Consider the following 22,068-nt stretch of genomic DNA (forward strand, 5'->3'; position numbering starts at 1 on the left):
GTATGAACGCCAGTGCCGTCACTGACAATGGCTGCTCGATGAAAATCAGCCGCTGGCTCAGCAACTTAAAACAGCCGTAGCGCTTAACGCGTGAGCGGCCATGGATAAGTAAACAAACACAGGTGACTAAAATTCAACAACGCATGGGCCAGTACGGCTAACCATAACCGACCGCTGTGCAGATAAATCAAGCCATACAACAGGCCTGCCACAGTGGCAAGCAGCGCATAAAGCCAGCCACCGGCCAGATGAGCCAGCCCAAACAAGCTGGACGCCAGCACTAAAGCGATCAGCGGACCAAACTTCTGCTGTAATTGCCGCTGCAGATAACCACGGAAAAATGCTTCTTCCACCAAACAGGTCAGCAACAAATTATTCAGTAAAAAAAGCCACCACCAGGTCGGTAATTTCAATTCAGGCCGGATAAAGTCTGCCGACAGCGCTAACGCACTGAGCGCTGTGATGGACAACAGCAGCAATAAGCCCCAGCGCAACCATTCTGCAACTGTCACTGCTGCAGTCGACGGCTGCCAACCGGTCAGCGTTAACCTGGCCTGGTGCTGGTTCAGCTCAGGCAGCATGTAGACTAAGATAAAAAGCGCCAGTGGTTTATCCAGATTCAGATACATAGACCAGAGCGCACTGTCGGCACCGGCTTGTACCTGCGACAGCACCAGCCAGTTATCAAAGCCGGGGATCAAATGCAAACTGAGCGCCAGACAAGCCGATACAGCCAGCAGATGCATCAGTACCAACCAATAACCACCACGCCACCGGCACCAGCGCAGCAGTACCAACAATAACAGCAAGCCGCACAGAGTCGTCCATTGCAACAGCGCAAACCATAACGCCAAGCCAACAGCAGCGCCCAGCAGTAACCAACTGACAGCGGCCGTATCGGTCAGACTGTGCTGAGCTGCACTAGTCAGCCGCAGCCGCGGCAGCCACTGCAACAACATAGCAGCAGCCATAAACAGCCAGACCACAGCTTGTGGCTGCATCAAATCAATCAATGGTCCTGTTACGGCCTCAGTCATGCTGTGGCCCCCGTCGCCTTGATATTAGATGGCAAATACTGCAACAAAATCACATCATTGCCGATAATTTCCAACGAAAAACCATCACGTGTCGCCAGGTATTGAAAAGTCTGCTGACTGAAAAAGCTGACATGAGTCGGGTCATTTTTATAATGCCAGCGTGCAAAATCAGCGGTTTGAGGTCTTAACTTCGTCATTAGTCCAAGCCAGCTACCCGCTTTGAGCATTTGCAGCCATAATTGCCATTCCTGTGCAGGCTGATAAAAATGTTCAATGGCTTCAGTACAGCAAATCACATCATACCTTTGCTGCAGCACGCTTTTGTCGGCGGCAAAATAGGGATCGTACACGGCCATCTGCAAACCTGCTTCGGCCAGCATTAAGGATAATGTCGGCCCGGGTCCTGAACCAAAATCCAGCCCCTGCCAAGGTTGGCTGCTGGCATCAGGCTGCGATGGCAACCTTTGCAATAAAGGCGTGGCCAATTTTGCCAGAAACTGGCGGTAACGCTGATCGGCCGGATCATTCTGATGTTGCTGATAAATCGCCAGCTCCGCCTGACTGTCGAGCAAACTGGCTGGATCGGCAAACACCAGATCACAACATGCACAAAGAAAATAACAGCGTCTTTGGTCCTGACTAAAGAAGCCGCTGTGCGGGCTTTGACAAAGTGGACAGCTCAAAACGCTGGCGTGTGGTAATACAGACATCAATAACCCCATCAACCGCAGAAATACAGCATGATAGCAGACAGACTTTATCTCGGCTGGCAGATTCTGTTCACCGTCAGATTCTGTTAGAATTGCCGCGCCTTTTTTCCATCGACAGAAGAAGTGAACATGACTCTTGCAACTCAGGTCCTGGCGGTCAACGACGATCTGCCGATCCGTACTCATTTACCGGTTCACTCCGGCAAAGTTCGTAGTGTGTACTGGCTGACTCCAGCTGACAGTGCTCGTTTAATCCGCGAAAAAAACTATCCGGTTCCGGCCGATACCGAACTGGCCATTATGGTGATCAGCGACCGCATTTCAGCCTTTGATTGCATCTGGCATGGTCAGGATGGTCTGGATGGCGTACCAGGCAAAGGCGCGGCGTTAAATGCAATTTCGAATCACTGGTTTTCGCTGTTTAAACAGCAAGGTCTGGCCGACAGTCATATTCTGGATATCCCGCATCCACTGGTGTGGATTGTGCAAAAAGCCCGTCCGGTGAAAATTGAAGCCATTGCCCGGCAATATATCACCGGCTCCATGTGGCGTGCTTACAGCAAAGGTGAACGCGAGTTTTGTGGCATCACGCTGCCGGAAGGTTTGCAAAAAGAACAGAAACTGGCAGACATTCTGATCACACCATCGACCAAAGGCATTCTGACAGGTCTGGCGGGTGTTCCTGAAGCTGATGATGTCAATATTGCCCGCAGCGATATCGAACGGCATTATCAGGCTTTTGGTTTTGCCCAAGTGTCGGATATCGATCTGTACGAAAAACTGCTCAAAGAAGGTTTTGCCGTCATTAGTCAGGCACTGCAAGCACTGGATCAGATGTTTGTTGATACCAAATTTGAGTTTGGTTATGTCAAAGCCGCTGACGGTAATGACCAACTGATCTACATGGACGAAGTCGGCACGCCGGACAGCTCACGGATTTGGGATGGATCTGCCTGGCGCGATGGCCACATTGTCGAACAATCGAAAGAAGGTTTCCGCCAGTGGTTACTCAACCATTTCCCGGATCCGGACATTCTGCTGAACAAAGACCGGATGCCAGAGCGCGCAGCGCTGGCGCGCGATAACGCCTTGCCAACCGAGGTGATGATGGATATTTCCCGCACCTATTTGGCCATCGCCGAAAAAGTCATTGGCAAGCCGATTGTGTTATCCGCCAATCCAAAAGCTGAAATTATTGCAGTGCTGACTGAACAGTATCAGTTGATTGATTAAGCTATTGCTTTAAATATGAAAAGCCCGCTTGCTGATGCGGGCTTTTTGTTGGCGGCTAAGCTGTTGGCCTTACATCGAAATACCACCGTCGATTTCGACCACCCGACCGGTGAAAAAATCGTTTTCAAAGATATATTTCGCGGTATGCGCAATCTCAGTTGCTTCACCTAACCGACCGACTGGTTTCATTTTTTCTAACCGATCACGGGCTTCAGGTTTCATCGCATCTGTCATCGCGGTACGGATCACGCCTGGTGCTATGGCGCCAACCCGGATGCCATAACGGCCTAACTCACGGGCCCAGGTCACGGTCATCGCAACCACCCCGGCTTTGGCTGCCGCATAGTTGGTTTGGCCCATATTGCCAGAGCGCGCCACGCTGGACATATTGATAATAACGCCCTGACGACCCCGTTGCACCATCAGGGCTGCCGCTTCACGGCCACACAGAAATACGCCGGTCAGGTTGACATCAATCACCGATTGGAACTGCTGCAATGACATTTTGCTTTGCAGTTGGCCGTCTTTATATTTCAGTAACAGACCATCGCGTAAAATACCGGCATTATTGATCAGGCCATCAATGCCGCCAAAATCGCGATCAATGGCGGTAAAAGTGGCTTCAACTTCGGCTTCGACAGCGACATTCGCGACATAAGTGCGGACAGTGACACCCGCAGCGGCTAAATCTGCGGCTGCATCGGCTAATTGTGCTTCGTTCATATCAATCAGTGCCAGATTGGCGCCGGCTGCGACGCACATCCGCGCCATCTCTAAACCAAGGCCCTGCGCGCCACCGGTGATCACAATAGTTTTGCCTGGTAAATTCATCTTCAACCTTTCTCATAATTGCCTGTACTACAGTTCCAGGCGGTGGATTAAAATCAGTAACCGGCAGTTCGCTGCGCTGGCAGAACTGGCTGTCAGCGCCTGCAGTGTCGGTTATTTGCGGCCAAACAGGCGGAAAATACTGGAGAAGTCCAGCTTGCCATTGCCCTGGCGCTGATGTGTCACATATAAATTGCGTGCCAGCGAACCGAGCGGGGTGGCCGATTGACTTAGCTGCGCACACTCGGCAGCCAGTCCCAAATCTTTTGCCATTAAATCGACCATAAAGCCGCCCTGATAATCGTTGCTGGAGGGCACGTTGGGCTGTACATCAGGGCAAGGATTATACAACTCCAGTGTCCAGTTGCGTCCTGAGCTTTTCAGCATAATTTCCGACAGTACTTTTGGATCCAGTCCGTTATCAATCCCAAGCTGTAATGCTTCACTGGTACCGGCCATTAAAATCGATAACAGCATGTTGTTACAGATTTTAGCCACCTGGCCAGCGCCAATATCACCGGCATGAAACAGGTTTTTCCCCATTGCCGTCAGTACTGTCTGCGCTTTGGCAAAATGCTCAGCACTGCCACCCACGATAAAGGTCAAAGTACCGGCTTTAGCACCGCCAACACCGCCTGATACAGGCGCGTCAATAAAAGCAATGCCCTTGGCTGCCAATCCGGCGCCGACCATACGGGCAGTCGCGGCATCAATAGTGGAACAATCCAGCACCAGAGCGCCTGGCGCAATGGCAGCAGCCACGCCTTGTTCACCCAGATACAAAGCTGCCACATGTTTGCCGGCTGGCAGCATCGAAATGACAAAATCAGCGCCCTGCACTGCCGCCTGCGCTGAAGCAGCCACCTGACAGCCTTCGGCCGCCACATGCTGCAGCGCCGCTGCAGATAAATCAAAAGCCTGCACCTGATGACCAGCTTTATGTAAGTTAATGGCCATCGGGCCACCCATGTTGCCTAAACCGATAAACGCGACTGTTGCCATCTTGTAGATCCCTGTTGTTTGCCGTTGACTGCTTGGGCAGTTCTATGCGCCGGCGCATGGTTAATCAAATGATGTCGAGCACCACCTCTGATGCATCAGAGGTGGAAGTGGCACCGGTAAGCTTTAATGCACCCGGCCCAGCTCCTGTAACGGATGGAGTTCAGCCGCCCAGGGGGAACTGAATAATTCGTCAATCACCACTGTTGGCACAGCTTCAACCGAAGGATAACGCCAGGCTGGCTTTTGATCTTTATCAATCAACAACGCCCGGACCCCTTCGGTAAATTCACCGAGCTTGCCACATTGCACACTCAGGCCAAGTTCCAGCCGGAAACTGTCGGCCAGAATTTTTGACTGCCCCAGTTGCAGCAGCCGGTAAACAATATGAGCAGTAATTGGACTGCCATATTGCAACGACGCTTTGGCTTTACTCAGCCATACATCTTCATTCGGCATCGCTAGAATCGCCTGCATGGCACTGGCTAAATCCTGACACTGGGTTAAAGCAGCAATACTTTGCTGATGTAACCGGATCTGACTGGCCGGTTGTTGATTGCGGGACAGTTCTTCCAAATGCAACAATGCATCGGATAATTTCTGATGATTCAGCGCCACTGTATTGCCCCAGCGAATGGTTGTTAATTTGGCAAAAACAGCCTCTTTTTGATTATGTGGAATAAAATGGTCAGCTAAATCAATCAGTTTAGCATCAGCGGCATTGATGGAAGCGCCAGTAAGTCCCAGAAACAAACCACAACCGGCTGGCATCCGGTTTAAGAACCAGCTACCGCCGACATCCGGATACAAGCCAATGGCCATTTCCGGCATCGCAATCCGTGACGTACTGGTCACAATCCGATGCGACGCGCCCGCCATCAGACCTAAACCACCGCCCATCACAATGCCGTTGCCCCACACCAGCACCGGCTTATCAAAGGTATGGATCAGATAATCCAGGTGATATTCTTTGGTAAAAAACTCTGTGACATAAGGCTGAAACACACCGGGTTGCTGTTGCATATTGTGGTATAAATCGCGGATATCACCACCGGCACAGAAGGCTTTGTCACCAGCGCCTTGCAGCACCACCAGCGCGACTTGCGGATCGTCTTTCCAGGCCTGCAACTGCGGTAATAACAACTCGACCATCGGCAGACTGAGCGCATTGAGTGATTTTTCGCTATTTAACGTGGCCAGGCCAATCAGCTTGCCATTGTCAGCGCGCATGGTCTCAAACAACACCACCTGAGATTGTTGCATAATGTCCGTCATCAGCCATTCACCCAGTTTGGCTGGCGTTTTTGTAAAAACGCATTGACGCCTTCAACCTGATCCTGACTGTCAAACAAGCCGACGAATAATTCACGCTCCAAAGGTAAAGCGGCATTAATGTTGCCACTGCGGCCTTGTTGGATCAGTTTTTTACAGGCGCTGACCGCCACCGGACTTTGCTCAGCCACTTTATCGGCCAGCAATAACGCGGACTCCAGCGCCAGGCCAGTGGCAACTACGTCCTCAACCAGACCAATTTGCAGAGCCTTGGCAGCCCCGATGCGCTCGCCGCATAAAATCATCCGCTTGGCCCAGCCTTCACCGACCAGCCAGGCCAGATGCTGAGTACCACCGGCACAAGGCAATAAACCGACTTTCGCCTCCGGCAACGCCAGTTGTGCCTGTTCTTCCGCAATCCGGATATCGCAGGCCAAGGCTACTTCTAAACCCCCGCCCATGGCATAACCATTGATCGCGGCAATAGACACACCACGAAATGCGGCCAGAGTTTCGAAAGCTTCACCAAAAATACGCGCCATATCGCCCGCCACAGCTTTGTCGCCACTGGCAAACACATTTAAATCAGCGCCAGCCGAGAAAAATTTCGGCCCTTCCCCGGTGATCACCAGTGCATAAATATTTTTATCCTGGGCCAGTGATTTCACCGCATCCCGCAATTGCGTGAGCGTCTCACGGGTCCAGGTGTTCGCTGGTGGATTGCTGATGGTGACAAGTGCGGTATGACCGCGTTTTTCCAGTTTCAGTTGCGACATGGCAATTCCTTGTTCTGGGCAGTACAGCAGCACAGAGTGCTGCTGTACTGCCTTAAGACTATTCTTAAAATAAGTTGCTGAATTTTATCAGCAATATTGCACAATAACCTTACAAAATGTCATTTGCTGCACTATCGAGTAAACGCCGGCCAATAATCAGTCGCATAATTTCGTTGGTGCCTTCTAAAATCTGATGCACCCGCACATCGCGGAAATGCCGCTCTAGCGGGTATTCTTTGATATAGCCGTAACCACCATGAATTTGTAAGGCCTGATCACAGACCTGGAAACCGACATCAGTGGCAAAACGTTTGGCCATGGCGCAATAGGCGGTTTTTTCCGCGTCGTCACAATCCAGTTTAAATGCGGCCAATCGCACCAGCTGTCTGGCTGCCACTAATTCAGTGGCCATATCAGCCAGCTTAAACTGTAACGCCTGAAATGCCGCTATGGGCTTACCAAATTGTTCACGCTGCAGCATATAATCACGGGCGGTATTTAATGCCTGTTGCGCCGTACCAATGGAACAAGTGGCGATATTGATACGACCGCCATCTAAGCCTTTCATGGCAAAGGTAAAACCTTCACCTTCATTGCCTAAAAGGTTGTGCGCCGGAATACGAACGTTATCAAAAGTCACTAACCGGGTTGGCTGCGCATTCCAGCCCATTTTTTCTTCGGCTTTACCGTAAATCACACCCGCCGCATCAGCTGGCACCACAAACGCAGAAATACCTTTAGGGCCGGCTTCGCCGGTACGCGCCATCACCACTAACACTTCAGTGGCGCCAGCGCCTGAGATAAACATTTTTGAACCGTTGATGACATAACTGTCACCGTCTTTTTTCGCGCTGGTGCGCAGAGAGGCCGCATCTGAACCTGATCCCGGCTCGGTCAAACAATAAGACGCCAGCTTTTCACCGGTCACTAAGCCCGGGCACCATTCGTCTTTCGCCGCTGCAGTACCCCAGGTGGCAATCATCCAGGTGGCCATATTATGAATAGTCAGCATTGCGGTGGTGGCGGTGCAGCCCATCGCCAATTGTTCGAAAATAATCGAAGCATCTAAACGAGACAGACCAAGACCACCGGCCTCTTCCGGCGTGTATAATGAGCAAAAACCGAGCTCACCAGCTTTTTGCAGCACGTCTTTCGGGAAATGATGGGTACTATCCCACTCGGCAGCAAAAGGGGCTAACTCAGTTTGAGCAAACTGACGGGCGGTATCGGCAAAAGCTTGTTGATCTTCGGTTAAATTGAAATTCATTGGGTTACCTTCTTCGTACTGATAGCAAATGACTATCGTTGAACTCGTACAACCTTCTTGTTGCTGCTGGTCAGGCGGACAATCAAAAGCCGTGGCGGGTCCGCCTGTCAAAGCCGCTCAGGCGGCTCTGATCCCCAGTGCAACATTAACGCAAGTTAATCGACATATTCGGCCCGGTCGCCGCCATATCATCTTCAAACCAACGGGCAGTAATGGTTTTGGTTTCAGTGTAAAACCGGACCGCTTGTTTGCCATAAGCATGTTGATCACCGTAGAAAGAGCCTTTCCAGCCAGTGAATGAGAAAAATGGCAGTGGCACCGGAATTGGGATGTTAATCCCGACCTGACCCACTTCAATTTCATGCTGATATTTACGGGCGGCATGACCGCTGGCAGTGAAAATAGCAGTACCGTTGCCATAAGGGCTGGCGTTGACTAAAGCAATAGCTTCATCCAGCGAATTAACGGTCATGGTATTGAGCACAGGGCCAAAGATTTCTTCTTTGTAAATTGCCATCTCTGTGGTGACATTAGCAAACACTGTCGGTCCCACCCAGTTGCCGTTTGGATAGCCGTCCACCACAATGGTCGAACCGTCAACCAGACAAGTGGCACCTTCCTGCTTGCCCTGTTCAATCAGCGACAGCACTCTGGCGCGGGCTTGCGGGCTGATTTGCGGGCCATAAGCTGCATTTGGATCGGTATAAACGCCAGGCCGGACTTTGGCAATAGCAGCAGCCACTTCCGGGATCCACTCGGCGGCAGCACCCACAAAGACCGCGACCGAAATGGCCATACAGCGCTGACCGGCAGCACCAACAGATGCACCGACCAGTGCATTGACTACCTGGTTTTTATTGGCGTCCGGCATAATCACCATATGGTTTTTAGCACCGGCAAAGGCTTGCACCCGTTTCAGATTATCAGTACCAGTTTTATAAATGTATTGACCGACATTGACTGAACCCACAAACGAAATAGCTTTGATATCCTTATGGTGCAACAACACATCGACTTGCTCTTTGGCACCATGCACCACTTGTAACACACCTTTTGGTGCGCCGGCCTGTTCAAACAGTTCGGCAATCCGGTTTACTGTCATCGGATCCTGCTCTGATGGTTTGAGCACAAAAGTGTTACCACAAGCAATAGCCATCGGGAACATCCAAAGCGGGATCATGGCCGGGAAATTAAATGGCGTGATACCGGCACAAACGCCTAGTGGCTGAATATAGCTATAGGTGTCAATGCTGCGGGCCACGTTTTCGACCGTTTCACCCATCATCAGCGACGGAATATTGGCCGCTTGTTCTACCACTTCAATGCCGCGCCAGACGTCACCTTTGGCATCTTCGACCGTTTTACCCAGTTCACGACAAATGATATCGGCGATATCGGCCTGGTGTTCTTTTAATAAAGCGGCAAAACGCATCATCAGACGAGCCCGCTCGGAAACCGGCGTTTCTTTCCAGCTTAAAAATGCCTGTTTGGCTGAACTGATCGCCAGCTCCATCTCGTCCATGGTGGCACAAGGCACCTGCGCGATCACTTCCTGCGTGGCAGGGTTGGTTACCGGGATGAATTTTTCACTGGTCGAGTGTACAAATTCGCCGTTAATAAACAGCTGAACCTTGGTCATAGCTTTGTCCCCGTTTGGTCCCGAGGCGAAACTGCTGCGGGACTGATCTTTGTTAGCATTTGTTAACGCTGTTGATTTAATTATTGTTTTGTATTCAGTCACCGGTTTGCATCAGCGCAGCAAAGCGGTGTATTGCGATAGACGCGCTTAGACTTCGACCGCCAGCGCGACCGCTTCACCACCGCCAATACATAAAGAAGCAATACCGCGTTTCAGGCCTCGGGCTTTTAACGCGTGGATCAAAGTCACTAAAATCCGCGCGCCAGAAGCGCCAATCGGATGCCCAAGCGCACAAGCACCGCCATTGACGTTTACTTTGGCGGCATCTAACGCCATTTCTTTCACCGCCAGCATCGTCACCATGGCAAAAGCTTCGTTGATTTCCCACAGGTCAACGTCTGTTTTATCCCAGCCGATCTGCTGCAGTAATTTGCTCATAGCGCCAACCGGTGCCACGGTAAACAGAGCAGGCTCCATTGAATGGGTGGCGTAACCCACCACTTTGGCCAGCATTGCGGTGCCTGCGGCTAAGGCATCCGCTTCGCGCATCAGCACCAGGGCGGCTGCACCGTCTGAAATTGAACTGGAGTTCGCCGCTGTGATAGTGCCGTCTTTGGCAAAAGCAGGTTTTAAGGTCGGGATCTTATCGACTTTGGCATTGCCTGGCTGTTCATCGACGGCAAATACCTGCTCGCCTTTACGGGTCTGAATAGTGACAGCAGCAATTTCCGCGACAAAGGCACCGCTGGCAATAGCTTGCTGGGCGCGGGTTAACGATTGCACCGCAAAGCTGTCCATCTGCTCGCGGCTAAAATCTTGCTCATTGGCGGTGTGCTGGGCAAAACAGCCCATCGCTTTACCATCATAAGCGTTCTCCAGACCATCCAGCATCATATGATCTTTGACTTCACCATGGCCCATCCGCATGCCGCTACGTGCTTTTGGCAACAAATAAGGCGCATTGGACATCGACTCCATCCCACCTGCAACAACCACATCGGCACTACCGGCTTTTAATAGATCAGCCGCTAACATCACGGCTTTTAAACCTGAACCACAGACTTTGTTGATCGTCGTCGCACCGGCTGACAGTGGCAACCCTGCTTTTAATACGGCTTGCCGCGCTGGAGCCTGACCTAAACCTGCCGGTAACACACAACCCATAATGACTTCGCTGACGTTCGCTGGCGCAATGCCTGACTGAGTTAATGCCGCACTGATCACTGTTGCCCCTAAATCAGTGGCCGAAACCTCCGCCAATCCACCAATAAAACCACCCATCGCCGTCCGTTTTGCTGCCACGATGACGATCTGTTGTTGCTGAGCCATGCATTTTTCTCCGCGAAAAGATTTTTGATAAATTGCCGATGAGCCTACACCAAATTTACGTTTACGCCAACGTCAAGCAGTGACAGAATTTACCAATTCCATCGCAGCCACAGCTGTGTCTGTCTGAAGTTTGACACAACAGTTGGCATCTAATCTTTACAATCAACGATTTTCCCAGCTTATTCAGACAGCGGTTGTCGGCTCCAACATGGCAGCTTGCCTTGCAGGTCGTTGAATTTAAAGCTCCGGCTAAAATTCAAATGTTTAAATTAAAACAAAAGTTTAGCGCCTTTGCTTGCACAACATAACCAAAGCCGACGGGTATAAACGCCATTGCCTGCTGCAATAGCAAGCGGCCACCAGCTTTACCTTTACGTAAACTTCACTTATAGTTGTCTGCGATTTTTACGGTGGCCGACATGACAGACAAAGACGATAAAACTTACAGCATCAGTGAACTCGCCAAAGAGTTCGACATTACCACCCGCAGCATCCGCTTTTATGAAGATCAGGGATTATTAACGCCGTTACGGCAAGGACAAACCCGGATTTACAGTAAAAGAGACCGGGTCAGGCTAAAACTGATCCTGCGAGGCAAACGTTTAGGCTTCAGTCTGGCCGAAACCGGCCAATTGTTTGAGTTGTACGATGCAGATAAATCCAGCGTCACTCAACTAACCATCATGCTGAAATTAATCGAACAGAAAAAAGCCGAACTCCATCAGCAGATGGATGACATTAAAGTGGTGCTGATGGAACTGGTCACTGTTGAAAAACGCTGCCGCGAAACACTACAGGGTGCCAAAACCACAGAACCTAAAACTCATAATTACGCGCAAACGGGGACATCTGATGATTAGCAATTATAAATCGCTTAACTTTGATCTGGGCGAAACAGTAGATATGATCCGCGAACAGGTGAATGCCTTCGCCCGGGAAGAAATTGCCCCCCGCGCTGCCCAAATTGACCATGACAATGAGTTTCCAGCCGATCTGTGGCGTAAATTTGGTGATTTAGGCCTGCTCGGCGTCACCGTCGATGAAAAATACGGTGGTTCAGGTTTAGGTTATCTGGAACATATTGTCGCGATGGAAGAAATCAGCCGCGCTTCAGCCTCAGTTGCCTTGTCTTATGGCGCGCATTCCAACCTTTGCGTCAATCAGATTTTCCGCAATGGTAACGAAGCACAAAAACTGAAATACCTGCCTAAACTGTGTTCCGGTGAACATATCGGCGCGCTGGCGATGTCAGAGCCCAATGCCGGCTCTGATGTGGTGTCGATGAAACTGCGCGCCGAACTGCGTGGTGATCATTATGTGCTGAACGGTAATAAAATGTGGATCACCAATGGCCCGGATGCTGACACTTATGTCATTTATGCCAAAACCGACATTCACGCCGGTTCAAAAGGCATCACCGCTTTTATTGTCGAACGTGGTTTTAAAGGCTTCAGCCAGGCCCAGAAATTAGACAAGCTGGGTATGCGCGGTTCGAACACTTGTGAACTGGTGTTTGCAGACTGCGAAGTGCCGGTGGAAAACGTATTAGGTACTGTTGGTTCAGGCGTGAAGGTACTGATGTCAGGCTTAGATTACGAGCGCTTAGTACTGGCCGGCGGCCCGCTTGGTATTATGCAGGCCTGTATGGATATCGTGGTGCCTTATGTGCACGACCGTAAACAATTTGGTCAGGCCATCGGCGAATTCCAACTGGTGCAAGGCAAACTGGCGGATATGTATACCCAGATGAATGCCGCCAAAGCTTATGCCTATACCGTGGCCAAAGCTTGTGACCGTGGTGAAACCACCCGCAAAGATGCCGCCGCCGTGATTTTATACACCGCCGAACTGGCTACTAAAATGGCGCTGGACGCCATTCAGTTACTGGGCGGGAATGGTTATATCAATGAATACCCGACAGGCCGGTTATTACGCGATGCCAAACTGTATGAAATTGGTGCTGGCACCTCCGAGATCCGCCGTATGCTGATTGGCCGGGAGTTGTTTAGCGAGTCGAATTGATTTAACGCGGTAATTTTCTATCAAGGGGATTGCCGCCTACAAAACGCCGACACGCCCATCAACCCCTCCCTGGGGGGCTCGGTTCGCAGCATCCATGCTGCTCAACGGTCGGCTTTTTTGTAGACGACATCCCCGGCGCCGATTGCTGCAGCTGGCGGTACTCTCATTCGACTCTGGGGCTGCGCCCCTGCTTTTTTGTAGCAAGAGCAAAGAGCGCAGTGACGGTGACAGGCACAGCGCGACTTCCAATTTTTTCTATAGGTGACAGAAGTGACCAGATTAACCAGCAAAGTAAATCCCAGATCTGCTGAATTTTTGCAAAATGCCGCGGCGATGCAGGCGGTGGTTGATGATTTGAATGCCAAAGTGCAGCAAATCAAACTTGGCGGCGGTGAAGCCTTGATTGCCCGGCATACTGCGCGCGGTAAATTATTTGTCCGCGATCGTATTCAGAAGTTGCTGGATCCTGGTTCACCATTTTTAGAAATTGGCCAGTTTGCCGCCTGGCAATGTTATGACGACTATGTGCCTGCCGCCGGTGTGGTCGCTGGCATAGGCCGCGTCAGTGGTGTGGAATGTATGATTGTCGCCAATGACGCCACTGTCAAAGGCGGTACTTATTATCCGCTAACGGTAAAAAAGCATTTAAGGGCGCAGGAAATCGCCGATCGTTGCCAATTGCCTTGTATTTATCTGGTCGATTCTGGTGGTGCCAATTTACCGCGGCAAGATGATGTCTTTCCGGATAAATTACATTTTGGGCGGATTTTCTTTAATCAGGCCACTATGTCAGCACGTGGCATCCCACAAATTGCGGTGGTGATGGGGCTTTGTACCGCTGGCGGCGCTTATGTACCGGCGATGGCGGATGAGTCGATTATCGTCAAAGAACAAGGCACTATTTTTCTGGCGGGTCCGCCGCTGGTCAAAGCCGCCACCGGTGAAGAAGTGTCCGCCGAAGATTTAGGGGGTGCCGATGTGCATTGCCGCATTTCTGGTGTGGCGGATCACTATGCCCAAAACGATGAACATGCGCTGCAACTGGCGCGCAATAGTATTTCCCGTCTCAATCGCGTAGCGCCCGAGCTTCGTGATGTAAAACCTTCGCAAGAGCCATTATTTGCTGCCAAAGAGCTGTACGGCATTGTTGGCACTGATTTGAAAAAACCGTTTGATGTGCGAGAAGTGATAGCGCGGATTGTCGATGGCTCGGATTTTGATGAATTTAAGCAGCTATATGGTGCTACCTTGGTTTGCGGTTTTGCGCGTATATTTGGCAATCCAGTTGGCATAGTCGCCAATAACGGAATTTTGTTCTCGGAATCAGCGCAAAAAGGCGCGCATTTTATTGAACTTTGTTGCCAGCGCAAAATCCCGCTGTTGTTCCTGCAAAATATCACTGGTTTTATGGTCGGCCAGAAATACGAAGCCGAAGGCATCGCCAAACATGGCGCGAAAATGGTGACTGCTGTGTCTTGCGCCAAAGTACCTAAATTCACTGTGCTGATTGGCGGCTCTTATGGTGCCGGTAACTATGGCATGTGTGGCCGTGCTTACGACCCCACCATGATGTGGATGTGGCCCAATGCCCGTATTTCAGTGATGGGCGGTGAACAAGCGGCTGGCGTGATGGCGCAGGTGACCAAAGATGGTTTAGCCCGCAAAGGCGAAACCTTGTCGGCGGACGCCGAAGCAGCGCTGAAAAAGCCCATCATCGAGCAATATGAGCAACAAGGCCATCCTTATTATGCATCGGGCCGGTTATGGGACGATGGCATCATCGATCCGGCGCAAACCCGGATGGTGGTTGGTCTGGCGTTAGCGGCATCCCTGAATGCGCCGATTGAAGAGACACGCTTTGGCGTGTTCCGGATGTAGGAGGCTGCGATGACCCACTCAGAAGCTACTTATCAATACATCGACGCGACGATAGATGCGCGCGGCGTCGCGCAGCTCGTACTCAATCGGCCTGACGTTCATAACGCCTTTGATGACATCATGATTGGCGAGCTGATCCAGGCGTTGGATAGCTTTGCTGCTCAGCCGCAACTGCGGGTATTGTTGCTGCGATCCATGGGCAAAAACTTCAGTGCCGGTGCCGATTTAGGCTGGATGCGCTCAATGGCGGACAAAAATTATGCCGAAAATTTGCAAGATGCCGCTGAACTGGCGAAATTGATGCAAAAACTCGACAACTTCCCTGCCCCAACCCTTGCTTTGGTGCAAGGCGCTGCTTTTGGCGGGGCTGTCGGTTTAGTCGCTTGTTGTGATATTGCGATTGCCTCGGATAAAGCCAGCTTCTGCTTAAGTGAAGTCAAAATTGGTTTAATCCCTGCCGTGATCAGCCCTTATGTGGTGCGGGCCATCGGCGAACGGGCCAGCCGCCGTTATTTTTTAACCGCCGAGCGTTTTTTTGCCGCCGAAGCTTTGCAGTTAGGTTTACTGCATAAGATGGTCAGCGACGATGAACTGCATAGCGTGTCAGATGCCATGGTACAAACCTTACTCGCCAATAGCCCGGCAGCGGTCAAAGCGGCGAAAGCGTTGATTTTTGCAGTCGCCAATCAACCGACGACACAAACACTGATTGATGAAACCAGCCGCCGGATTGCTGCCATTCGGGTATCCAGTGAAGGTCAGGAAGGATTATCAGCCTTTTTGCAAAAACGTGCACCGGCCTGGCAGCTTAGCCAAGCTGACGCTCGCGCAGCGACATATCCAGCACCAGGCGCAGCCACAAAACCCAAAGGACAGGCTTAATATGTTTGATAAAATACTCATCGCAAACCGCGGCGAAATTGCCTGTCGTGTGATTAAAACCGCGCATCAGTTGGGCATTCGTTGTGTCGCCGTCTATTCCGAGGCTGACGCCAACGCGCGGCATGTACAAATGGCAGATGAAGCCTATTTATTAGGCCCGGCGCCAAGCAAAGAGTCGTATTTACGCGCCGATAAAATTTTAGCTATCGCGAAAAAATCCGGTGCTCAGGCGGTTCACCCTGGTTATGGCTTTTTATCCGAGAATGAAGGCTTTGCAGCGGCTTGCGCCGACGCCGGTGTGGTATTTATCGGCCCGCCAGTGCCTGCAATTGCTGCCATGGGCAGCAAAAGCGCCGCCAAAGAAATTATGAGCCAAGCCGGTGTACCGCTGGTGCCAGGCTACCATGGTGATAATCAGGATGAAGCCTTTTTAGCCGCACAAGCCGACAAGGTCGGTTACCCTTTGTTACTGAAAGCCGCCTATGGTGGCGGTGGCAAAGGGATGAAAGTGGTCTGGCAACAAGCGGAGTTTTTAGAGCAACTGCAAAGCGCTAAACGCGAGGCGCTGAATGGCTTTGGTAACGATAAAATTCTGATGGAACGTTATCTGACCAAACCGCGTCACGTCGAAATTCAGGTGTTTGCCGACAACTTCGGCAATGCGGTGTATTTACACGAACGCGATTGCTCCATTCAGCGCCGCCATCAAAAAGTGATTGAAGAAGCGCCAGCACCGAATTTCTCGCACGAACAGCGTAAAGCCATGGGCGAAGCTGCAGTCAAAGCGGCGCAGGCCATTGGTTATGCCGGTGCCGGTACTGTAGAGTTCCTGTTTGACGAAGACGGTTCCTTCTATTTTATGGAAATGAACACCAGGCTCCAGGTCGAGCATCCGGTGACCGAAATGATCACAGGTCAGGATTTAGTCAAATGGCAGTTGTTGGTCGCAAGCAATCAGCCGTTACCACTAACACAAGATGAAATCCCGCTGGATGGCCATTCGATTGAGGTACGGGTCTATGCCGAAGATCCGGACAATAATTTCCTGCCAGCCACCGGAAAACTGACCTATTTACGCCAGCCAGATGCCAATCGTCATGTGCGGATTGATACCGGCGTGGTAGAGAACGACGAAGTATCGCCGTTTTACGATCCAATGATCGCCAAACTGATTGTCTGGGATGAAAGCCGTGATCGCGCCATCGCCCGGATGCGCCGAGCCTTGGATGATTACCGTATCGCCGGAGTGAAAACCAACCTTAATTTCCTCACCCGCTTAGTCGAACATCCGGCTTTTGGCCGGGCTGAGCTCGATACCCATTTTATCGAACATCATCAGGCTGAGCTGTTTGCACCTGAGCAAAATGAGCCAACGCAGGCGCTGATTTTAGCCGCGCTTTATCTGCTGCTAAAACAACAGCCGCAAACACAGGCGACTTCGCCGTGGCAGTCGGCTATTGGCTGGCGGATGAACGAAAATGCCAGCGTTAGTTTTAATTTAAGCCAGGGTGAGCAACAGCAAACAGTCTGCATCATGCAACAGGCGGATGCATTTGTGGTCTGTGTGGCAGACTTGTGCTTAACCATCAAAGCACAATTGCAGCAGGATGAACTGCTGGCCAATATCAGCGGGCATCAATGTAAAGTGCGGATCAGCCAGTTTGGCGAGACGGTTTCGGTGTTTATCAAGCAACAGCGCTTTGATTTTGATTACAAAACAGTTGTGGAAGTGGCGAGCTCAGATGAAAGCGCCGGCAGCTTAAAAGCGCCGATGAACGGCACTGTGGTAGCAGTGCTGGTAGAAAATGGTCAAGCTGTGGAAGCAGGCCAAACGCTAATGGTGATGGAAGCGATGAAGATGGAATATGCCATCAAAGCACCTGCCGATGGTGTCGTCAATGCGTTGTTTTATGCAACTGGTGATTTAGTCAAAGATGGTGCCGAATTGGTCGACTTTACCGCGACAGCCGAGGCCTAAGATGAGTCCGTCGAATTTAACACTAAATGACTTGCCCAAAGCGGTACGTATCGTAGAAGTTGGCCCGCGGGATGGCCTGCAAAACGAAGTCGCAGTGCCGTTAGCGGCAAAAATCGCCTTGGTCAATGCCTTAGCCGAAGCAGGTTTAACAACGATTGAAACCGGCTCTTTTGTCAGTCCTAAATGGGTACCACAAATGGCTGATTCAGCCGCAGTATTTGCCGGTATTAAGCGCAAAGCTGCTGTGACCTACACTGCCCTGACGCCAAATTTGCAAGGTTATCAGGCGGCTAAAGCTGCCGGTGCCGATGAAGTGGCGATTTTTGGCGCTGCTTCTGAAGCCTTTAGTCAGAAAAACATCAACTGCAGTATTGCCCAGAGCTTAGCGCGGTTTGAACCTGTCGTCGCAGCAGCAAAAGCAGACGGTTTAAAAGTGCGTGGTTATGTCTCTTGTGTAGTCGGCTGTCCTTATCAGGGCGATGTGGCACCCAGCGAGGTGGCACGGGTCGCCAAGGCCTTGCTAGAAATGGGCTGTTATGAGATTTCGTTAGGCGACACCATAGGTGTTGGCACTCCCGCCAAAGTGCTGGCGATGCTGGATGCCGTGCTCGAAGTGGTACCTGTTAACAAAATTGCAGTACATTTCCACGACACTTATGGCCAGGCGTTAACAAATATTTACGCCGCGCTAAGCCGCGGTGTCGCAGTGATCGATAGCGCTGTGGCTGGTCTGGGTGGTTGCCCTTACGCGGCCGGGGCGTCAGGCAATGTTGCCACTGAAGATGTGGTGTATTTACTGGCTGGGCTTGGCATTGCCCATGGTGTTGATTTAAATACGCTCGTCCAAGCGGGCTGGGCCATTACAGCAGCCTTGGGGAAAACTCCTAGTTCTAAAGTAGGATTGGCGCTTAAGGCCAAATGTCAGCAGAATTAAGCAGCTTCCGGGCAGCAAAGTGGCAACACAGAACATAAAATTAAGAGGACTTCAGATGGCAGGGTTTAATAAAGTCGTACAAAGTTACGACGAAGCGATGGCAGGCCTGCAAGATGGCATGACCGTGATCGCCGGTGGTTTTGGCCTTTGTGGTATTCCGGAAGGTCTGATCGCGCAAATTAAAACAATGGGTACCCGCGATTTAACCGTGGTATCGAATAACTGTGGTGTTGATGGTTTTGGCCTTGGCGTGTTATTGGAAGATCGCCAAATCAAAAAAATGGTGGCGTCTTATGTCGGTGAAAATGCCTTATTTGAAAAACAATTGCTCAGTGGCGAACTGGAAGTCGAGCTGACGCCACAAGGTACGCTGGCGGAAAAAATCCGCGCTGGTGGTGCTGGTATTCCGGCCTTTTTTACCGCCACGGGTTATGGCACGCCGGTGGCCGAAGGCAAAGAAACCCGCGAAATCAATGGCCGTCATTATGTGCTGGAACCGAGTATCAGCGGTGATTTTGCTATAGTCCGTGCCTGGAAAGCGGACCGCTATGGCAACCTGGTGTTTCGCCATACCGCAATGAACTTTAATCCGATGGTCGCCACCGCCGGTAAAATCACCGTGGCTGAAGTGGAAGAAATTGTTGAACCTGGTGAGCTGGAGCCGTCGCAAATTCATACCCCAGGGATTTACGTGCAGCGCGTCATTCAAGCCAGCTTTGAAAAACGAATTGAACGTCGGATGGTTCGCCCAACCGGTCATTCGACAAAAGGAGCAGAATAATGGCCTTATCCCGTGAACAAGTGGCGATGCGTGTGGCGCAAGAGCTCAAAGACGGTTATTACGTCAATTTAGGTATTGGTATTCCAACGCTGGTGGCCAACTATGTACCCGCTGGTATTGAAGTGATGCTGCAATCCGAAAACGGCTTGCTTGGCATGGGTCCGTATCCAACTGACGCCGAAGTCGACGCCGATATGATCAACGCCGGGAAAGAAACCGTCACCGCCATCAAAGGTGCAGCGATTTTTAGCTCAGCCGAAAGTTTTGCTATGATCCGCGGTGGTCATGTTGATTTAACTGTGCTGGGTGCTTTTGAAGTCGATCAAAACGGCAATATCGCCAGTTGGATGATCCCAGGCAAACTGGTCAAAGGCATGGGCGGTGCAATGGATTTGGTCGCTGGCGCGCAAAATATTGTGGTGACCATGACCCACGCTGACAAATACGGCAGTTCCAAGTTACTGCAAAACTGTACCCTGCCGCTGACTGGTGTCGGTTGCGTGAAAAAAATTGTCACAGATTTAGCAGTGCTGGAAGTCAGAGATGGGGCTTTCCATTTACTGGAGCGGGCCCCTGGCGTCACGGTTGCTGAAATTCAGCAAAAAACCGCCGGTCAATTAATCATTACTGGTGATATTCCAGAAATGCAGTTTAATTAACCTGAACTCGGGTTAATGAGTACCATGCTCAAAGATTCACATGAACAGCACGAATGAAAGGTATTGCTTAACCCGAGCTCAGGTTAATTAAGCAAAACCACCAGGCTGCAAACCTGCGTAGCGACAAGGACCACAGACCTTTGTCGCTACGCAGTGTTAAGGATGGCCAGCAATCATCCCCACCCGTTGAATATCACCGCTGATGAGCGCAATCATACCTGGGGTTCTCACCAGGGTAATTTCCTGGTGGTCGCCTATCAGCATGACAAAAGCCAGTTTTTGATTTTGCAGTAAATACCAACCAACTTTATAGCCGGGTAAATGAATGCCATTGACCACAGAATCCGGTGTAAATAAGCCCAGTTCCGAACTGTCCAGCACACTGATGTTACTTTCCGGTAACGTTAAGCCCGTGATATTGGCATGATAGAAGCCAGCTTTAAATTCCAGCCGGTTTTCAAACACCCAGACCTGATTATGACTAAGTGCCCAGGACAGCCACAAAAAGCCACTGGTCAGGCTTAACAGTGACCATAACACTGGCTTTAACAACTGTGGTTTAAAACGATAAAGAGCAATAGCCAGCAATGACGGCAAGGCGACCATCAACAGGAATAACAAAAAATAAAATTGCCAGCCGACACCCAACAAATCCATACATTCACAATTCGCACATATAAAGTTATAAAATTGTATCACAATCACGTCAGAACAGCTGACTACTTGCGGATTTTTTTTATATAGCCATTTAACTGTTCATTAAATATGCAAATATGCTTGTTTAGAATGTACTTTTTTTGTACGGCCATACCGAAAAAAACCGCTGAGGCAACCATTGGCTGTAAGCGGTTTCATTCTAAGCGATTGATTTTATTGAAAGCGCTTTATTAAACTGGAGGTGTCCAACCGGCCACCACCCTGCGCCTGTAATTCGGCATAAAATTGATCCACTAAGGCTGTCACAGGCAGTTGCGCGCCATTACGTCTGGCTTCATCCAGGGTGATAGCCAGATCTTTGCGCATCCAATCAATCGCAAAACCAAAATCAAAGCGCCCTTCGACCATGCTGTAACCACGATTCTCCATCTGCCAGGATTGCGCAGCACCTTTACTGATCACATCCAGCACAGCTTTACTGTCAAGACCGGCCTGAGTAGCAAAATGCAGCGCCTCAGCCAATCCCTGCACGACACCAGCGATACAGATTTGATTGACCATTTTTGCCAGTTGGCCTGAACCGGCACAGCCAAGCAAACGACAACTGCGGGCATAACTTTGCAGCACAGCTTCAGTGCGCTGATAAACCTCAGAGTCTCCGCCGACCATAATGGTTAATTGACCATTCTGGGCACCGGCCTGGCCGCCAGAGACGGGTGCATCCAGAAAACCCAGTTGGCAGTTGCGCGCTGCGGCAAAGAGTTCCCGTGCCAAATCGGCCGAAGCCGTGGTATGGTCGACCAGAACAGCACCAGGCTGCATGCTGGCCAATACGCCACTGTCCCCATACACCACAGAACGGACATCCTGATCATTACCGACACAAAGCATGACTACATCAGCTCCTGTCGCGGCCTGCGCCGGAGTCTGTGCAGCATTGCCACCATACTGAGCCACCCAGTCTTGCGCTTTACTGGCGGTGCGGTTGTATACAGTGACCTGATAACCACGTTGTTGCAGATGGCCCGCCATTGGGTAACCCATCACGCCAAGGCCAATAAAAGCCACTTTGATCTGCTGTGATAAAACTGCCATATAACTGTCTTAATTCTGTGAAACACTGCTCATCAGCTTACAAACTTATGATACAAATAGCAAAAGCCACTTTAACTCAAGCCAGTGTGCTG

General features: G+C 50.8%; 20 protein-coding genes. 9 read left to right on the forward strand and 11 right to left on the reverse strand.

The genetic code is table 11. From position 1 onward, the window contains the following. Window positions 1-83 precede the first annotated feature (83 nt). Window positions 84-1,037 (reverse strand): CPBP family intramembrane glutamic endopeptidase, encoded by a 954-nt coding sequence (locus AC53GJ_RS12790; protein WP_496728103.1) that lies wholly within the window; start codon window positions 1,035-1,037, stop codon window positions 84-86. Then, window positions 1,034-1,747, reverse strand: coding sequence for a class I SAM-dependent methyltransferase (locus AC53GJ_RS12795; protein ID WP_496728104.1), 714 nt, complete (start codon window positions 1,745-1,747; stop codon window positions 1,034-1,036). The genes AC53GJ_RS12790 and AC53GJ_RS12795 overlap by 4 nt, the downstream gene beginning before the upstream one ends. A 129-nt stretch (window positions 1,748-1,876) precedes the next feature. Here AC53GJ_RS12795 and AC53GJ_RS12800 point away from each other — a divergent pair, with 129 nt between their 5' ends. Next, a complete protein-coding gene (locus tag AC53GJ_RS12800; RefSeq protein ID WP_496728106.1) occupies window positions 1,877-2,980 on the forward strand; it encodes a phosphoribosylaminoimidazolesuccinocarboxamide synthase in 1,104 nt (367 codons plus the stop codon). 69 nt (window positions 2,981-3,049) lie between these two features. Here AC53GJ_RS12800 and AC53GJ_RS12805 read toward each other — a convergent pair whose 3' ends face one another. The 7 genes from AC53GJ_RS12805 to AC53GJ_RS12835 form a co-directional block, all read right to left on the reverse strand. After that, window positions 3,050-3,811, reverse strand: coding sequence for an SDR family oxidoreductase (locus AC53GJ_RS12805; RefSeq protein WP_496728108.1), 762 nt, complete (start codon window positions 3,809-3,811; stop codon window positions 3,050-3,052). A gap of 111 nt (window positions 3,812-3,922) precedes the next feature. Beyond that, window positions 3,923-4,810 carry a 3-hydroxyisobutyrate dehydrogenase gene (gene mmsB, locus AC53GJ_RS12810; protein ID WP_496728110.1) on the reverse strand — a complete coding sequence of 296 codons (888 nt, stop codon included), beginning with the start codon at window positions 4,808-4,810 and terminating at the stop codon, window positions 3,923-3,925. A gap of 123 nt (window positions 4,811-4,933) precedes the next feature. Next, a complete protein-coding gene (locus tag AC53GJ_RS12815) occupies window positions 4,934-6,082 on the reverse strand; it encodes an enoyl-CoA hydratase/isomerase family protein (RefSeq protein ID WP_496728111.1) in 1,149 nt (382 codons plus the stop codon). Further along, window positions 6,082-6,855, reverse strand: a complete 774-nt coding sequence (locus AC53GJ_RS12820) for an enoyl-CoA hydratase (protein ID WP_496728113.1) — start codon at window positions 6,853-6,855, stop codon at window positions 6,082-6,084. The genes AC53GJ_RS12815 and AC53GJ_RS12820 overlap by 1 nt, the downstream gene beginning before the upstream one ends. A 109-nt stretch (window positions 6,856-6,964) precedes the next feature. Further along, window positions 6,965-8,122 (reverse strand): acyl-CoA dehydrogenase family protein, encoded by a 1,158-nt coding sequence (locus AC53GJ_RS12825; RefSeq protein ID WP_496728114.1) that lies wholly within the window; start codon window positions 8,120-8,122, stop codon window positions 6,965-6,967. A gap of 145 nt (window positions 8,123-8,267) precedes the next feature. Next, window positions 8,268-9,761, reverse strand: coding sequence for a CoA-acylating methylmalonate-semialdehyde dehydrogenase (locus tag AC53GJ_RS12830; RefSeq protein WP_496728115.1), 1,494 nt, complete (start codon window positions 9,759-9,761; stop codon window positions 8,268-8,270). A gap of 147 nt (window positions 9,762-9,908) precedes the next feature. Further along, a complete protein-coding gene (locus AC53GJ_RS12835) occupies window positions 9,909-11,090 on the reverse strand; it encodes an acetyl-CoA C-acyltransferase (RefSeq protein ID WP_496728117.1) in 1,182 nt (393 codons plus the stop codon). Window positions 11,091-11,509: 419 nt separating this feature from the next. Between AC53GJ_RS12835 and AC53GJ_RS12840 the strand changes: the two genes are divergently transcribed. The 8 genes from AC53GJ_RS12840 to AC53GJ_RS12875 all read left to right on the forward strand — a co-directional run bounded on the left by AC53GJ_RS12840 (window position 11,510) and on the right by AC53GJ_RS12875 (window position 20,224). Further along, a complete protein-coding gene (locus AC53GJ_RS12840) occupies window positions 11,510-11,950 on the forward strand; it encodes a MerR family transcriptional regulator (protein WP_496728118.1) in 441 nt (146 codons plus the stop codon). Next, entirely contained in the window at window positions 11,943-13,112 is a 1,170-nt protein-coding gene (locus AC53GJ_RS12845) for an isovaleryl-CoA dehydrogenase (RefSeq protein WP_496728119.1), read from the forward strand. The genes AC53GJ_RS12840 and AC53GJ_RS12845 overlap by 8 nt, the downstream gene beginning before the upstream one ends. A 270-nt stretch (window positions 13,113-13,382) precedes the next feature. Then, the gene (locus AC53GJ_RS12850) at window positions 13,383-14,990 is read left to right on the forward strand and encodes a carboxyl transferase domain-containing protein (protein ID WP_496728120.1); all 1,608 of its coding nucleotides are present in this window, start codon (window positions 13,383-13,385) and stop codon (window positions 14,988-14,990) included. Between the two features lie 9 nt (window positions 14,991-14,999). Next, complete coding sequence (locus AC53GJ_RS12855; protein ID WP_496728122.1) at window positions 15,000-15,872, forward strand: enoyl-CoA hydratase-related protein; 873 nt, start codon at window positions 15,000-15,002, stop codon at window positions 15,870-15,872. Window position 15,873: 1 nt separating this feature from the next. After that, on the forward strand, window positions 15,874-17,850 hold the full coding sequence (locus AC53GJ_RS12860; protein WP_496728123.1) for an acetyl/propionyl/methylcrotonyl-CoA carboxylase subunit alpha: 1,977 nt from the start codon (window positions 15,874-15,876) through the stop codon (window positions 17,848-17,850). A 1-nt stretch (window position 17,851) separates the two neighbouring features. After that, window positions 17,852-18,784, forward strand: a complete 933-nt coding sequence (locus AC53GJ_RS12865; RefSeq protein ID WP_496728125.1) for a hydroxymethylglutaryl-CoA lyase — start codon at window positions 17,852-17,854, stop codon at window positions 18,782-18,784. A 55-nt stretch (window positions 18,785-18,839) separates the two neighbouring features. After that, window positions 18,840-19,565 carry a CoA transferase subunit A gene (locus tag AC53GJ_RS12870; protein WP_496728127.1) on the forward strand — a complete coding sequence of 242 codons (726 nt, stop codon included), beginning with the start codon at window positions 18,840-18,842 and terminating at the stop codon, window positions 19,563-19,565. Further along, entirely contained in the window at window positions 19,565-20,224 is a 660-nt protein-coding gene (locus tag AC53GJ_RS12875) for a CoA transferase subunit B (protein WP_496728128.1), read from the forward strand. Before AC53GJ_RS12870 ends, AC53GJ_RS12875 begins: the two co-directional genes overlap by 1 nt. Window positions 20,225-20,380: 156 nt before the next feature. On the opposite strand, the gene AC53GJ_RS12880 is transcribed toward AC53GJ_RS12875, so the two are convergent. Both AC53GJ_RS12880 and AC53GJ_RS12885 read right to left on the reverse strand, forming a co-directional pair. Next, window positions 20,381-20,881 (reverse strand): hypothetical protein, encoded by a 501-nt coding sequence (locus AC53GJ_RS12880; RefSeq protein WP_496728130.1) that lies wholly within the window; start codon window positions 20,879-20,881, stop codon window positions 20,381-20,383. Between the two features lie 213 nt (window positions 20,882-21,094). Further along, window positions 21,095-21,976 (reverse strand): NAD(P)-dependent oxidoreductase, encoded by an 882-nt coding sequence (locus AC53GJ_RS12885; protein WP_496728132.1) that lies wholly within the window; start codon window positions 21,974-21,976, stop codon window positions 21,095-21,097. Window positions 21,977-22,068 lie beyond the last annotated feature (92 nt).

It is taken from the genome of Rheinheimera sp. B2H12 (assembly GCF_059620065.1).

Coding starts and splice junctions, on each gene's coding strand:
- AC53GJ_RS12790 (WP_496728103.1), bottom strand. CDS start 1,037: ATGACTGAGGCCGTAACAGGACCATTGATTGATTTGATGCAGCCACAA.
- AC53GJ_RS12870 (WP_496728127.1), top strand. CDS start 18,840: ATGGCAGGGTTTAATAAAGTCGTACAAAGTTACGACGAAGCGATGGCA.
- AC53GJ_RS12845 (WP_496728119.1), top strand. CDS start 11,943: ATGATTAGCAATTATAAATCGCTTAACTTTGATCTGGGCGAAACAGTA.
- AC53GJ_RS12805 (WP_496728108.1), bottom strand. CDS start 3,811: ATGAATTTACCAGGCAAAACTATTGTGATCACCGGTGGCGCGCAGGGC.
- AC53GJ_RS12875 (WP_496728128.1), top strand. CDS start 19,565: ATGGCCTTATCCCGTGAACAAGTGGCGATGCGTGTGGCGCAAGAGCTC.
- AC53GJ_RS12800 (WP_496728106.1), top strand. CDS start 1,877: ATGACTCTTGCAACTCAGGTCCTGGCGGTCAACGACGATCTGCCGATC.
- AC53GJ_RS12825 (WP_496728114.1), bottom strand. CDS start 8,122: ATGAATTTCAATTTAACCGAAGATCAACAAGCTTTTGCCGATACCGCC.
- AC53GJ_RS12865 (WP_496728125.1), top strand. CDS start 17,852: ATGAGTCCGTCGAATTTAACACTAAATGACTTGCCCAAAGCGGTACGT.
- AC53GJ_RS12885 (WP_496728132.1), bottom strand. CDS start 21,976: ATGGCAGTTTTATCACAGCAGATCAAAGTGGCTTTTATTGGCCTTGGC.
- AC53GJ_RS12830 (WP_496728115.1), bottom strand. CDS start 9,761: ATGACCAAGGTTCAGCTGTTTATTAACGGCGAATTTGTACACTCGACC.
- AC53GJ_RS12840 (WP_496728118.1), top strand. CDS start 11,510: ATGACAGACAAAGACGATAAAACTTACAGCATCAGTGAACTCGCCAAA.
- AC53GJ_RS12855 (WP_496728122.1), top strand. CDS start 15,000: ATGACCCACTCAGAAGCTACTTATCAATACATCGACGCGACGATAGAT.
- AC53GJ_RS12835 (WP_496728117.1), bottom strand. CDS start 11,090: ATGGCTCAGCAACAACAGATCGTCATCGTGGCAGCAAAACGGACGGCG.
- mmsB (WP_496728110.1), bottom strand. CDS start 4,810: ATGGCAACAGTCGCGTTTATCGGTTTAGGCAACATGGGTGGCCCGATG.
- AC53GJ_RS12860 (WP_496728123.1), top strand. CDS start 15,874: ATGTTTGATAAAATACTCATCGCAAACCGCGGCGAAATTGCCTGTCGT.
- AC53GJ_RS12815 (WP_496728111.1), bottom strand. CDS start 6,082: ATGACGGACATTATGCAACAATCTCAGGTGGTGTTGTTTGAGACCATG.
- AC53GJ_RS12795 (WP_496728104.1), bottom strand. CDS start 1,747: ATGTCTGTATTACCACACGCCAGCGTTTTGAGCTGTCCACTTTGTCAA.
- AC53GJ_RS12880 (WP_496728130.1), bottom strand. CDS start 20,881: ATGGATTTGTTGGGTGTCGGCTGGCAATTTTATTTTTTGTTATTCCTG.
- AC53GJ_RS12820 (WP_496728113.1), bottom strand. CDS start 6,855: ATGTCGCAACTGAAACTGGAAAAACGCGGTCATACCGCACTTGTCACC.